The sequence below is a fragment of the Erythrobacter crassostreae genome (genome assembly GCF_019204045.1).
GTDB classification, from domain to species: domain Bacteria; phylum Pseudomonadota; class Alphaproteobacteria; order Sphingomonadales; family Sphingomonadaceae; genus Erythrobacter; species Erythrobacter crassostreae.
Map to the genome: position 1 here is coordinate 237896 of NZ_JAGSPC010000001.1, position 13207 is coordinate 251102.

General features: G+C 58.7%; 15 protein-coding genes. 12 read left to right on the forward strand and 3 right to left on the reverse strand.

Annotated elements, in window-relative coordinates; translation table 11 throughout:
* Nucleotides 1–7 precede the first annotated feature (7 nt).
* The 6 genes from KCG46_RS01175 (at nucleotide 8) to KCG46_RS01200 (ending at nucleotide 2599) form a co-directional block, all read left to right on the forward strand.
* Nucleotides 8–499: a rhodanese-like domain-containing protein gene (locus KCG46_RS01175; protein ID WP_218403537.1), complete on the forward strand. Its 492-nt coding sequence runs from the start codon at nucleotides 8–10 to the stop codon at nucleotides 497–499.
* 90 nt (nucleotides 500–589) lie between these two features.
* A complete protein-coding gene (locus KCG46_RS01180; RefSeq protein ID WP_218403538.1) occupies nucleotides 590–1096 on the forward strand; it encodes a rhodanese-like domain-containing protein in 507 nt (168 codons plus the stop codon).
* A 96-nt stretch (nucleotides 1097–1192) separates the two neighbouring features.
* A complete protein-coding gene (locus KCG46_RS01185) occupies nucleotides 1193–1792 on the forward strand; it encodes a hypothetical protein (protein WP_218403539.1) in 600 nt (199 codons plus the stop codon).
* A 9-nt stretch (nucleotides 1793–1801) separates the two neighbouring features.
* Nucleotides 1802–2038 carry a hypothetical protein gene (locus tag KCG46_RS01190; RefSeq protein ID WP_218403540.1) on the forward strand — a complete coding sequence of 79 codons (237 nt, stop codon included), beginning with the start codon at nucleotides 1802–1804 and terminating at the stop codon, nucleotides 2036–2038.
* A 3-nt stretch (nucleotides 2039–2041) separates the two neighbouring features.
* Nucleotides 2042–2197, forward strand: coding sequence for a hypothetical protein (locus KCG46_RS01195; RefSeq protein ID WP_218403541.1), 156 nt, complete (start codon nucleotides 2042–2044; stop codon nucleotides 2195–2197).
* A gap of 33 nt (nucleotides 2198–2230) precedes the next feature.
* On the forward strand, nucleotides 2231–2599 hold the full coding sequence (locus tag KCG46_RS01200) for a hypothetical protein (protein ID WP_218403542.1): 369 nt from the start codon (nucleotides 2231–2233) through the stop codon (nucleotides 2597–2599).
* A 698-nt stretch (nucleotides 2600–3297) separates the two neighbouring features.
* On the opposite strand, the gene ruvB is transcribed toward KCG46_RS01200, so the two are convergent.
* From ruvB to ruvA, 3 genes are read right to left on the reverse strand one after another with little or no spacing between them, the layout of a single operon-like run.
* Nucleotides 3298–4338: a Holliday junction branch migration DNA helicase RuvB gene (gene ruvB / locus KCG46_RS01205; protein ID WP_218403543.1), complete on the reverse strand. Its 1041-nt coding sequence runs from the start codon at nucleotides 4336–4338 to the stop codon at nucleotides 3298–3300.
* Entirely contained in the window at nucleotides 4338–4892 is a 555-nt protein-coding gene (locus KCG46_RS01210; protein ID WP_255551706.1) for a DsrE family protein, read from the reverse strand. The genes ruvB and KCG46_RS01210 overlap by 1 nt, the downstream gene beginning before the upstream one ends.
* A complete protein-coding gene (gene ruvA / locus KCG46_RS01215; protein ID WP_218403544.1) occupies nucleotides 4892–5497 on the reverse strand; it encodes a Holliday junction branch migration protein RuvA in 606 nt (201 codons plus the stop codon). The genes KCG46_RS01210 and ruvA overlap by 1 nt, the downstream gene beginning before the upstream one ends.
* Nucleotides 5498–5606: 109 nt before the next feature.
* On the opposite strand from ruvA, the gene aroC reads away from it, so the two are divergent.
* The 6 genes from aroC (at nucleotide 5607) to katG (ending at nucleotide 13122) form a co-directional block, all read left to right on the forward strand.
* Nucleotides 5607–6692 (forward strand): chorismate synthase, encoded by a 1086-nt coding sequence (gene aroC, locus KCG46_RS01220; protein WP_218403545.1) that lies wholly within the window; start codon nucleotides 5607–5609, stop codon nucleotides 6690–6692.
* An 8-nt stretch (nucleotides 6693–6700) separates the two neighbouring features.
* Complete coding sequence (locus tag KCG46_RS01225) at nucleotides 6701–7102, forward strand: BLUF domain-containing protein (protein WP_218403546.1); 402 nt, start codon at nucleotides 6701–6703, stop codon at nucleotides 7100–7102.
* 17 nt (nucleotides 7103–7119) lie between these two features.
* Nucleotides 7120–8235, forward strand: a complete 1116-nt coding sequence (locus KCG46_RS01230; protein ID WP_255551707.1) for a fatty acid desaturase — start codon at nucleotides 7120–7122, stop codon at nucleotides 8233–8235.
* Between the two features lie 167 nt (nucleotides 8236–8402).
* Entirely contained in the window at nucleotides 8403–8969 is a 567-nt protein-coding gene (gene ahpC / locus KCG46_RS01235; protein WP_218403547.1) for an alkyl hydroperoxide reductase subunit C, read from the forward strand.
* A 232-nt stretch (nucleotides 8970–9201) separates the two neighbouring features.
* Nucleotides 9202–10791 (forward strand): alkyl hydroperoxide reductase subunit F, encoded by a 1590-nt coding sequence (gene ahpF / locus KCG46_RS01240; RefSeq protein WP_218403548.1) that lies wholly within the window; start codon nucleotides 9202–9204, stop codon nucleotides 10789–10791.
* 129 nt (nucleotides 10792–10920) lie between these two features.
* Nucleotides 10921–13122: a catalase/peroxidase HPI gene (katG, locus tag KCG46_RS01245; protein ID WP_218403549.1), complete on the forward strand. Its 2202-nt coding sequence runs from the start codon at nucleotides 10921–10923 to the stop codon at nucleotides 13120–13122.
* Nucleotides 13123–13207: the final 85 nt, after the last annotated feature.

A 13207-nucleotide genomic window follows, 5' to 3' on the forward strand; every position in this document is an offset into this window, starting at 1 on the left:
CCCTTTGATGATCGACCTTCGCTTTTCTTTAACTGTCGCTGCGGCGCTCGGGCTTTGTGCCTGCGCGCCCAGCGACAGCGAAGATAGCGATACGCCGAGCGCTCCACCGGGATTTGAATTGGCGTCAGCCAAGCAAGCCACTCAGCAGTCGGACAAATCCGAGGCATATCCTACCGAAGAGAATGAATCGCTCGTTTGGGAGATGACGCCAGAAGAGTTGGGGATGTATATAGAGTCCGGGCATGCGACCATCATTGATGTTCGTACGGCAGAAGAAGTTGCAGACGGGATGATACCCGGAGCAGAGCACATGCCTTTGGACGAGTTCGACCCATCGAAGATTAAGATGTCGCCGTATATGACGGTGGTGCTCTATTGTCGCTCGGGCCGTCGTTCTGCGATCGCGGCAGAGAAACTCGCCCGGCATACTGGAGAACCTGCCGCCCACCTTGCCGGTGGTTACATCGCTTGGGTTGAGGCCGGTAGCCCGACCCAATAGCAACGCGGTCCAAGTTCATCCCCGCGTCATGCAATGAAAGCGATAATGCCTCTCAAGTATTGAAGAGAGGCACCAATGCTCCAAACCTATTTGACATCAGCAGCCATTGCGCTCGCCGTTTACGCGTCGCCGGTATTCGCACAGGACCAGCAATCCGCACCGACCAATCCGCAGATCGATTACGCAGGTTTTGAAGGTCTGGTCGAAGAGGTCAGCCCGTATCGGCAGACAAGGCTGCTCGGCAAAGATGCATTCTTTGAGATGGCTTCGGCGAAAGATGCCCTCATTCTTGACACTCGTTCCGCCGCTGCTTTCGAGGCAGGCCATATCAAAGGCGCTGTGAACCTTCCGTTCTCAGATTTCACCAGCACCAGTCTAGCAAAGGTGATCGGCGAGAATTCTGGCCGGCCGATCCTGATCTATTGCAACAACAACTTCGTCGACGATGCTCCGCCCGTACGGACCAAGATCGCAACGCTGGCGCTCAACATTCCGACCTTCATCAACCTCTACGGCTATGGCTACACCAATATCTGGGAGCTTGACGGTACGATGAAGACCACTTCAATCGATTGGGTAACCGCCGAAGCGAATTGATCGCTAAATCCAAAAGCAAAAGGGCGGCTCCGCGTTGTGCGAAGCCGCCCTTTTTGTTTGGCTGGAAGGCCTAACGCTTACGCGTCTTTCTTCACCTTGAACTTGCGGCGACCGAGGATCGCTGCTGCTGCAAGGCCAAATAGTGCCATCATTGGCGGTGCCGGTACTTCGGTGCCGCTGGTGGTGCCGCTTGTGCCGCCTGAAGATGACGAGCTGCTCGATGAGCTGGAGCTCGAAGAGGACGACGACGAGCCGGAAGAACCGCTGCTGCCCGACGAACCCGAAGACGAGCTGGACGAAGAGCTAGACGATGAAGACGACGAGGAGCTGGTGCTGCTGGTCATATCACCCGAAGTTCCGCCGCTGGTCGCACCGCCCGAAGACGAGCTAGAGCTCGACGAAGAAGACGAAGAGCTGCTTGACGAAGAGCCGCCGGTCGAAGTCGCGCCACCCGAGGTGTTGCCGCCTGAAGTGTTACCACCCGAAGACGAGCTGCTCGAAGAGCCGGAGCTTGATGACGAGCTGCTGGAGGATCCGCCAGTCGAGGTTGCGCCGCCGGAGGTGTTGCCGCCTGAAGTGTTGCCGCCGCTTGATCCACCCGACGAGCTGCTGCTCGAAGATGAAGATGAGCTAGACGACGAAGAACTGCCCGACGAACCGCCAGAAGTGTTGCCGCCCGATGTGTCACCTGGATGACCGCCCGACGTGTTGCCGCCGGAGGTGTTACCACCAGACGTGTTGCCGCCTGAGGTGTCGCCGCCTGATGACGAGCTGCTCGAAGAAGACGAGCTGCTCGACGATGAACTGGACGAGGAAGAGCTGGAGCTCGAAACGTTGCCGGAAGAGCTCGAAACGTTGCCAGAACTGCTGGAGACGTTGCCCGAAGAGCTGCTTACGTTACCGGAGCTGCTCGAAACATTGCCCGAACTGCTCGAAACCTGACCGGTGCTCGAAGAGACTTGGCCTGTGCTCGAGGACACTTGGCCGGTGCTCGAAGACACTTGGCCTGTGCTCGAAGAAACCGCACCGGTTGAACTGGAAACGTCGCCGGACGTGGTCGAAGTCGTGCTCGAAATACCGCCAGTGCTCGAAGACACCTGACCGGTCGAGCTCGATACGTCTCCCGATGTTGATGTGCTCGACACTTGGCCGGTCGAGCTGGAAACTTCACCGGTTGAAGTCGAAGTCGAAACATCGCCAGTTGAGGAACTGATCGTACCGCTCGAAGATGTGGTCGAAGTCGAATTGTCGATGTCGATGATGATGTCGCCGCTCGACGATCCGGGCTCACCGCCCGAAGTCGAACCGCCAGTGGTGGTGGTGCTTACAACCGAAACATCGCCGGAAGACGAACCGCCACCGCCGAAGAAGCCGCCAAAGAAGCCTCCTCCACCGCCGAAACCGCCGCCAAAGCCGCCGCCCCCGCCGACTACGATCGGTGCGCCGCCACCGCCGCCGCCACCAGTGATCGGTGGAAGTGGGGGAAGCGGTGCAGGTGCATAAGCGACCTGCTGGATAGGAGGACATTCGGTTGCATCAATATATGCGCGGGTAGCACCGGTGGGCAGCGGAGCATTGCCAGCGACAGTGCGCGCACCCGGAGCAATGCCCGGACCTGCGCCAATCGGCTGACATTCAATCGTGCGCTCTACAATGCGGCGACGACGCTGCTCAGGGCGTGGCAATTCGCGGGTGCGCGTTTTAATGTAGCGCGGACCTTTAATGTATTGCGGTCCCTCAACATATTGAGGCCCCTTGATGTAGCGAGGTTCCGCAATCGGAACGCCTTTCCGGCTATCCTCTACCAACTGACCATCGAGATTGGTCGTGTATTGAGGCTCATCGGTGTTGAGCGGCTCGGCCACACGGACAGCGCCGCCCTGAATAAGGGCGACACCCGCGACAGCGGCGGAGAGCTTTGCAGCAGCCAGTTTGAGCGACATAGTTTCGAACCTTGCTTTCTGATGGTGTTGAATGCGGCCCACCCGCAACTTCACCAATTCCAAGCCTGTCATGCGGAACGTTCGCCCGTTCCCGCAATGCGGTTAACCATGAATAAGAGGCGTTAACGCTGCGAAGCGACGCAAAACGGTGGGATTTCAGGGCCGCTGTCCCGTTTTGATACCGATTGGTGAGGCTAAGTTAGCCGATCCGTTATCCTTAAACGGATCGCTCGTGATTCTTCGACAGTGCCTAGAGAATCACCCTTCGCCTTCGAAAAGCCCGTTTTGAGCAGGCGGCTGCGGCTTGGGAGGTGTCATTTCCAAATGCTCCCATCCGGCATCATTGAGCATGCGCCCGCGTGCGGTGCGCGCGAGGATTCCCAACTGGATGAGGTATGGCTCCACCACATCTTCAACCGTATCACGCGGCTCTGCTAGGCCGGCAGAAAGCGTCTCGACGCCAACAGGCCCGCCTTTGTAAGTGGTTGCAATCATAGTGAGATAGCGCCGGTCCATCGCGTCCAGACCCAACCGGTCAATCTCCAACCGGGTGAGCGCATCATCCGCTCCTGCGCGCGTCACAGTCCCCTGCCCTGCGACATGGGCAAAGTCGCGCACGCGTCGCAGTAGGCGGCCCGCGACACGCGGCGTCCCGCGGCTGCGGCGGGCGATCTCGTGCGCGCCAGCCGCATCGATTTCAAGGCCAAGCAGATTGGCTCCGCGCTTCACCACCTGATCCAGCTCGTCATGCGAGTAGAATTGCAGCCGCACCGGTATTCCAAACCGGTCGCGCAGCGGGGTTGTAAGCAGTCCCTGCCGCGTTGTCGCGCCGATCAAAGTGAAAGGCGGCAGATCGATCCGTACGCTGCGCGCAGATGGCCCCTCGCCAATAATAATGTCGAGCGCGCGGTCCTCCATCGCGGGATAGAGCACCTCCTCGACCACCGGATTGAGCCGGTGGATCTCGTCAATGAACAGCACATCATGCGGCTCAAGATTGGTGAGCAGCGCCGCGAGATCGCCAGCCTTGGCGATCACCGGGCCGGATGTTGCGCGAAAGCCAACGCCCAATTCATTCGCAACGATCTGCGCCAGCGTTGTCTTGCCCAGCCCCGGCGGGCCGAAGAACAGCGTGTGGTCCATAGCCTCACCGCGCGATTTCGCGCTTTCGATAAAGACCCGCAAATTGTCCCGCGCGCCTTCCTGACCGATAAACTCGGCAAGGCTTTTGGGTCGCAGCGCCTGATCAGGATCGCCCGCTTGGCGGTCTGCCGAATGGATGGGTTCGTCTTCGGTCATCAGAACGGATTGAGCGTATAGCCCTGCCGTTGCAAGACCGCGTGTGCTGTCATCGCGGAAAGCGCCATTTCGACGCCGGGGACAAGGTCTTCTTTGGTAACACCATTGGCCGCCGCGCTTTGTCCGCACAGCACGATCCGCACGCCCATATCCAGCAATTGTGGGATCACGGCTGCCGTCGCGTTGGCCTCGCCCAATTCGCGCTCGGCAAATTTGGCGTCGGTCAGCAGATCGAGCGTCGCCTTGCCATGAACCACCACGGCAACGCGGATGCGCGCTGGCTCCACTCCGGCGGCATTGTGCATATTGATAAACCGCGCCGCGCTTTCGATGGTGCGGTTAATCCGCCCGTCTTCAGCGGCTTTCGCAGCGTCAAAAGCGATGTAAAGATCGGTTTCTTCGGGAATCGCGAAGTCTTGGTCCGGCACCGGCGCATGCGGCCCGAAGTCCTCGAAAACCGGGCCGGTCTTGAAGGCTGAGAGGTCTTGGGCGGCGGCGGGTGCGCAAAGCCCCAGAGCCAGTATCATCGCAAAGGTTCGCATCTTTCTCTCCATCACCCAGCCGCCTTTTTCAGCGCGACCCGGATCAGATCGCCCTCTTTCGCGTCGTCACCCAACTCTGCCTGCGCCCGTGCGACAGCTTGAGCCGCCACCGCCGGTTTGAAGCCAAGGTTCTCCAGCGCGCTGACGGCATCGGCGCTTGCCGCGCCTTTGGGTGCAGCGACGCCAGCCGCTCCGGCCATGCCGCCGCCGGGCAATGCGCCTGCCTTGTCCCTAAGCTCGTTCACGATCCGGCTCGCCAGTTTCGGGCCTACTCCATTGGCCCGCGCCACTGCGGCCGCGTCTCCGCCTGCGCAGGCATCGCGGACTTCTCCGGTCGACAGCGCAGAGAGAATTGCGAGCGCAACCTTGCTGCCCACGCCTTGCACCGTTGTCAGCAATCGGAACCAGTCCCGCTCTGCGCTTTCCGCAAAGCCGAGGAGGCGCATATCGTTTTCGGAAACCTGCAGGTCGGTGTAGATCGTGCACCCCTCACCCACTTCGCCCAGCGCTGCGAGTGTCTTGGTCGAGCAGTGAACCAGATAGCCCACGCCCTGCACATCGACGATGGCCCAGTCCTCGCCGGTTTCATCCAGCCGCCCCGATAGCTTTGCAATCATTCGTTCGCGCCCTTGGCCCCGATTTGTTCTGAACATTCTTCTGGCGCATACGATCCCGCAGCGCCAGAGATTATGGACACCGGCCCACAGTTGCGACATGAGGGCAGGCATGAGTTTGAACACGTTCGGGCGCGTCTTGCGCTTTACCACTTGGGGCGAAAGCCACGGCCCCGGACTTGGCGCGGTGCTGGATGGGTGCCCGCCGGGATTGCCGCTGCGCGCGGAAGATATCCAGCCGTTCATGGATGCGCGCAAACCTGGCACGAGCAAATACACGACCCAGCGCAAAGAGGCCGATGCCGTGCGCATTATGTCGGGCGTGTTCGACAATGCGGACGGGCAGCAGGTCACAACGGGCACGCCGATCCATTTGATGATCGAAAACACCGATCAGCGATCCAAAGACTATTCGGAAATCGCGCAAAGCTATCGCCCCGGTCACGCTGACTACACTTACGATGCGAAATACGGCATCCGCGATTATCGTGGCGGCGGGCGGTCGAGCGCGCGCGAAACAGCGGCGCGGGTCGCTGCTGGCGCCGTGGCGCGGGCGATCATTCCCGAAGTTACGATCACCGCTTTTGTTTGCGAACTTGGCGGGGACCGGATTGATCCGGCCGCAATCGATTTTGACGAGATCGGCAATAACCCGTTCTTCTGCCCAGACCCAGCCGCTGCAAAGCGATGGGAAACCCTCGTCGACAATGCCCGCAAGGACGGTTCGTCGCTGGGCGCGATTGTTGAATGCGTCGCGACAGGCGTTCCTGCCGGTTGGGGCGCGCCAGTCTACGGCAAGCTCGACAGCGAACTGGCCTCAGCAATGATGAGCATCAATGCCACCAAAGGCGTTGAAATCGGCGACGGTTTCGAAGCAGCGCGCTTAGCCGGTGAGCAAAATGCGGATGCAATGTCACCCGGCACCGATGGCAAGCCTATCTACGCAAGCAACCACGCAGGCGGCACCGCAGGCGGTATCTCAACCGGACAGCCGGTGGTGTGCCGCGTGGCCTTCAAACCGACCAGTTCAATCCTGACGCCGGTGGATTCGATCAACTCAGCCGGTGAAGCAACGCAGGTCCGCACCAAAGGGCGGCACGATCCCTGTGTCGGCATTCGAGGCACGCCCGTGGTCGAAGCAATGATGGCGTTGGTGCTGGCGGATCAGAAAATGCTGCACCGCGCGCAGTGCGGGTAAGGGAACCGATGCTCAAACAATTGATCTACGCCTCGCAGCCATTCGGGTTCGACCGCGCGATGTTGGCAGGCATCCTGTTGCAGGCACGACGTAACAATCCAGACAAAGACATCACGGGTGCCCTTGTATGTCGCGCCGATCTCTACCTTCAACTGATCGAAGGCCCGGTCAAGAACATCGACGCGCTCTTCGAAGAGATTACAGCCGATGACCGCCATACCAATGTGCGCATCGTTTTTTCCGGCATGGTAGAAGACAGGCTGTTCCCCGATTGGGCGATGCTTGACGATCAATCGCCCACACTCACTTGGTCAGGCGAAGACGTGGCAAAAGGCGCGGTCGAAGCGGCGAAGCCTGCGGAAGCCCGGAAGATCTTTGAAATAATCGCAGCGGGTGCCAAAGGTGACTGACATTCTACCAACGTCAATTGCCTCTTAAGGCTTCGCTTGTTAGCAAAGCATTCAATTCAATCCCGCCGACAAAACAAGCAGGTGCCCAAATTCACGCTCCCCTATCTGCCACCGCTGAAATCAGCGATGACACCGCAATCAATCCGCGCAAACTCTCTCGTGATCTGGCCGCGTTTCGCACTCCGCGCGTGTCGCGTAGCATTTGGGAAGCCGCCTCGACACTCGTGCCGTTCGCGGCTCTCATGGCGACCATGCTGTTTGCGGTTCAGGCCGAATATTACATCGCACTCGCCCTAATTCCGCTTGCTGGAATGCTGCTTCTGCGGCTTTTCATTATTCAGCACGATTGCGGACATGGATCGTTTTTCAAAAATAACGCGCTGAACAAATGGCTGGGCCGTTCAATCGGTGTGCTGACCCTAACTCCCTATGACTGCTGGCGGCGCAATCACGAATTGCACCATGCCAGCACTGGCAATCTGGATGCGCGCGGGCACGGCGATGTTGATACGTTGACCGTGCGAGAATACCGCGCAAAGGGCAGACTGGGACGTTTCGGATATCGCCTTTACCGCCACCCGCTCGTGCTGATGGGTCTTGGCCCGGCATACCTTTTCTTACTGCAACACCGTCTACCCATCGGGCTGATGAAAGCGGGCTGGCTCTATTGGATTAGCGCGCTGGCAACCAATGCGGTGACGGCGGCCATGCTCGTGGCACTAGGATTTGCTTTTGGTGCTGCCGAAACTGCAATGGTGTTCCTGCCTGTCCTACTGACGGCGGCATCTGTCGGTGTCTGGCTGTTCTATGTGCAGCATCAGTTTGAAGACGCGCATTGGGACACGAGGGAAAACTGGAACTATCACGAGTCCGCGATTGCCGGCAGCTCCTACCTGCACCTTCCAGCGGTTATGAACTGGTTCACCGGCAACATTGCGATCCACCACATTCACCATCTGGTGAGCCGCATCCCGTTTTATCGCCTTCCCGCGGCGCTCAAAGCGCACCCTGAACTGGCTGAGTATAATCGGGTCAGTGCAAAAGAAGCGGTGAGCACAATGTGGCTCGCATTGTGGGATGAAGACAGCCGCAAGCTGATCAGTTTCCGCGAGGCAAAGCGGCTTACCGCCTAAGAATTGCCGCGCCGCAAACTGGCGGGGAACCAATTCAAACTGTTCCCGTTTTCCTGATTGAAAATTTCGATCTTCGCAATCGCACAAATCGTCTTTTGTGCGGCGCGGCACGCACTATTTGGCTTGCAAGCAATTCCTCTCAACCCACACAAAAGGGAAACATATCCATGGGTATCATCGGTTCTACAGTTCAACCGTTCACAGCAACCGCATTCCAGGCTGGCAAAGACTTCTTCGACGTCACTGAAAAAGACATCGAAGGCAAATGGTCGGTGTTCTTCTTCTATCCGGCGGATTGGACATTTGTCTGCCCGACCGAACTTGAAGATATGGGCGAGAAGTACTCTGTGCTCCAAGATATGGGCGTCGAAGTGTATGGCGTAAGCACTGACACACATTTCAGTCACAAGGCATGGCACGACAGCTCCGAGAAAATCGGCAAGCTCCAATTCCCGTTCCTCGGCGACCAAATGCACACCCTGTCGAACCAGTTCGGCGTACTTCGTGAAGGCGTAGGCCTTGCCGATCGTGCGACCTTCGTCGTCGATCCCGATGGCGTGATCCAGATCATGGAAATCACCTGCGAAGGCGTAGGCCGCAATGCCAACGAGCTGACCCGCAAGATCAAAGCCGCACAATATGTGCGTGCTAACCCGGGTCAGGTTTGCCCGGCAGCGTGGGAAGAAGGCAGCGACACGCTTGCTCCTTCGCTCGACCTCGTCGGCAAAATCTAAGCCTCACGGCTAACCGAACTCAGGGCCGCGCGGGTCTTACCCCCTCACCTTAATCGGCGCCCGCGCTGTCCTCTGTCCGAGCACACCCCTGCGGCTCGGATCGCAAAAGGGTCCGGATCACTTTCGCCATCTCCCCCTCCATCGGCGAGACGAGATCCGGACCCACCGTGCCTTTAATCAGAGGCATTTGGGCGGACACCAAATTACAGCAGATTTTCCAAAAGGAACTCCGATGCTCGACGGCAATATGCAGACCCAGCTCAAACAATATCTCGCCAATCTGCGCGAGCCGATTGAGCTTGTCGCGTCGCTGGACGACGGTGAGAAGTCTGCGCAAACTCGCACATTGCTGACCGAAATTGCCGAGCTTCACGATATGGTGAGCGCGCATTTTGACGGCACGCATGATCGCAAGCCGAGCTTCATCATTCGCCGCGCATCGGACGCAGACAAGTGGGTGCGGTTTGCCGGCCTGCCAATGGGCCACGAGTTTACTTCGCTTGTTCTCGCCCTGCTTTGGGCTGGTGGGCACCCGCCCAAAGTCGATGCCGATCTCATTGAACAGGTTCGCGGCCTCAAAGGTGATTTTGAGTTCGAGATGTTCTTCTCACTGAGCTGCCACAACTGCCCCGACGTGGTGCAAGCGCTGACCCTGATGGCGCTGGAAAACCCGCGCATCACCGCGACCCTGATCGAAGGCGGCACATTTCAGGATGAGGTAGAGAACCGCGGCTTGCTCGCTGTTCCTGCGACCTTCCTCAATGGTGAAAGCTTCTACAACGGCAAAATGGAACTCGCCGAAATCCTGACCAAGCTGGATAGCGGCGCAGACGAGAAAGCCGCTGAAAAGCTGACTGCGAAAGAACCATTTGAAGTGCTCGTAATCGGCGGCGGCCCTGCTGGCGCGGCGTCGGCTGTCTACACGGCCCGCAAAGGTTTCCGCACCGGCATCGCTGCGGAACGTTTCGGCGGCCAGTTGCAAGACACTCTCGGCATCGAAAACCTGCCTGGCACAAGCTACACCGAAGGGCCAAAACTTTCGGACAATCTCAAGAAGCAGACGCTTGAAAACGAGATCGACCTGATGGATCTCGCCCGCGCCACACAGCTAAAACCGGCCAGCGAAGCGGGCGGCATGCACGAGATTACATTTGCCAATGGCGCTGTGATGAAATCCCGCTCACTTATCCTTTCGACCGGTGCGCGCTGGCGCAATCTCGGTGTTCCGGGCGAAGCGGAATACCGCAACAAAGGCGTGGCCTATTGCCCGCACTGCGACGGGCCACTGTTTAAAGGAAAGCGGATCGCTGTGATCGGCGGCGGTAACTCCGGCGTTGAAGCCGCCATCGATCTTGCCAAGATCGTCGGTCACGTCACTTTGATCGAGTTCGACAACAAACTGCGCGCCGACGAAGTGTTGCAACGCAAGCTGCGCTCAATGCCCAATGTCGAGATCGTGACCAACGGTCAGACCACGGAGATCACCGGCGATGGATCGCGCACCAACGGGCTCGTCCTGAAAGACCGCGAAAGCGGCGAGGAGCGCGCCATCGAGCTCGAAGGTGTGTTTGTTCAGATCGGCCTCGTTCCCAATACGGAATGGCTTGCCGATAGCGGGCTAGAGCTTTCCAAGCACGGCGAAATCGTCGTCGACCAGCACGGTGCGACAAGCCTGCCGGGCATCTATGCGGCAGGCGATGCGACTATCGTTCCCGACAAACAGATCGTTGTTGCCATGGGCACCGGCGCAACCGCTGGTCTGGGCGCCTTCGACTACCTGATCCGCAACGAGCCGGTCGAAGGCATCGCCCAAGCCGCTTAAGTGCCGGCCTGATCGTCAAAACCAATCAATCAACGCATATTAATCGATTGGACTGATTAAAGCGTTTCCATCATCTTCTTGCCATCACGCTCGGTCATGCCGAGTCTCAACAGCGAGAGGAGATGAATTATGGACGCGAAGACAGGTGAAATGAGTGGCGGTTGCCCGTTCAATGGCGATGGCGGCATGCGCACCCTTCTGGGCCGGACCAACAAGGATTGGTGGCCAGAGGCAACGCAGCTCGACATCCTCACAGAGGAAGGCAAGAGTGCGAACCCTTACGGCGAAGATTTCGACTATGCCGAAGCGTTTAATTCAATCGATTACACCGCGCTGAAAGCCGACATTACCGCCCTGATGACAGACAATCAGGATTGGTGGCCAGCCGATTATGGCCATTACGGACCGTTCTTTATCCGCATGGCATGGCACGCAGCCGGCACATACCGCACCGGCGATGGCCGCGGCGGCGCTGGCACTGGACAACAACGTTTTGCCCCGCTGAACAGCTGGCCGGATAACGGCAACCTAGACAAGGCCCGCCGTCTCCTTTGGCCGATCAAGCAAAAATATGGCCGAAATATCAGCTGGGCTGATCTGTTCGTGCTCACCGGTAACGTCGCGATTGAAAGCATGGGCGGTCCCGTCTTTGGCTTTGGCGGCGGACGTGCCGACGTGTTTGAGCCGGAAAGCGTCTATTGGGGCACTGAAGACCAGTGGGTCGATCAAGGCGTCGCCACGCGTATTCAGCCTAAAGAAGGCATGGCGCTCGAAAACCCACTGGCCGCGATCCAGATGGGCCTGATCTACGTCAATCCGGAAGGTCCGGGCGGCAATCCAGACCCGCTGGAAAGCGCGCGCGACATGCGCGAGACTTTCGCCCGCATGGCGATGAATGACGAGGAAACCGTCGCTCTCACAGCCGGCGGCCACGCATTCGGTAAAGCGCACGGCGCAGAACCAGCCGACACGTTCGGTGGCTCGCCAGAAAGTGAAGCGCTCGAATTGCAGGGCTTCGGCTGGCTCAACGACGCCGACGAAATCGGTAAGGGCCACATTACCACATCCGGCATCGAAGGCGCGTGGTCGAACAACCCAACCTCGTGGAGCCACGATTACTTCCGCATCCTGTTCAAATACGAATTTGAATTGGTGCACAGCCCGGCTGGCGCGCAGCAATGGACGCCAATCAATCCTGACGAAGCCGATATGGCGCCCGATGCACGCGATCCTTCGAAGAAGGTCCCGACCATGATGACGACCGCCGATATGGCGCTCAAAATGGACCCGGATTATCGCAAGATTTCGGAACGCTTCCTAGCAAATCCAGAGCAACTGGACGACGCCTTTGCCCGTGCATGGTTCAAACTGTGCCACCGCGATATGGGACCGAAAGTCCGCTATCTTGGCCCGGAAGTGCCATCGGAAGAGCTGATCTGGATGGATCCGGTTCCTGCCGGAACACAGGTTTCGGACGGCGATGTCGCAGCGTTCAAATCCGCAGTTCTCGGCAGCGGCCTGACCGTTTCCGAGCTGGTCAAAGCAGCGTGGGCTTCGGCCTCGACCTATCGCAATTCGGATCGCCGCGGCGGTGCAAATGGCGCGCATATCCGGTTCGACGCGATGAAGAACTGGGCGGCCAACGATCCGGACGAGCTTGGCAAAGTGCTTGCAAAACTGGACGAGCTGCGCGGCTCGATTTCGATGGCTGATGCCATCGTATTAGGCGGCGCTGCTTCGGTTGAGAAAGCGGCCAAGGATGCCGGTTTCGACGTGAGCGTTGGCGTGACGACTGGCCGCGGTGATGCGACCGAAGACCAGTTCGATGCCAAGAGTTTTGAGCCGCTGGAGCCGTTTGCCGATGGCTTCCGCAACTACCTCAAAACCAAAGCGAACGTCCGCACCGAAGACATGCTGATCGACAAAGCACACTTGCTGGGCCTTTCGATCCCTGAACTGACTGTTCTTGTAGGCGGCATGCGTGCACTCGGCGCGAATGCTGGCAATACCAGCCACGGCGTCTTCACTGACCGCGCTGGCCAACTGACGCCGGACTTCTTCACCAACCTGCTCGACATGAGCACGAAGTGGACCATTGTGGATGGCAGCGGTGACGAGGAATATGTCGGAACAGACCGTTCAACCGGAGCGGAGCGCCACCGCGCAACCCGCACCGACTTGATCTTCGGCTCCAACTCGCAGCTTCGCGCACAGGCCGAAGTCTATGCCGAGGCAGGCAGCGAGGCGAAGTTCGTGAATGACTTTGTCGCGGCATGGACGAAAGTGATGGACGCGGATCGTTTCGATCTCAGCCACGCCAAGTATCATTGATCGGTGATTTAACTTCGCCCTGATTGCCCCCCAATCAGGGTCGCAAGAGGCCTCCGGCGCAAAAGCGTCGGGGGCCTTTTTGTAT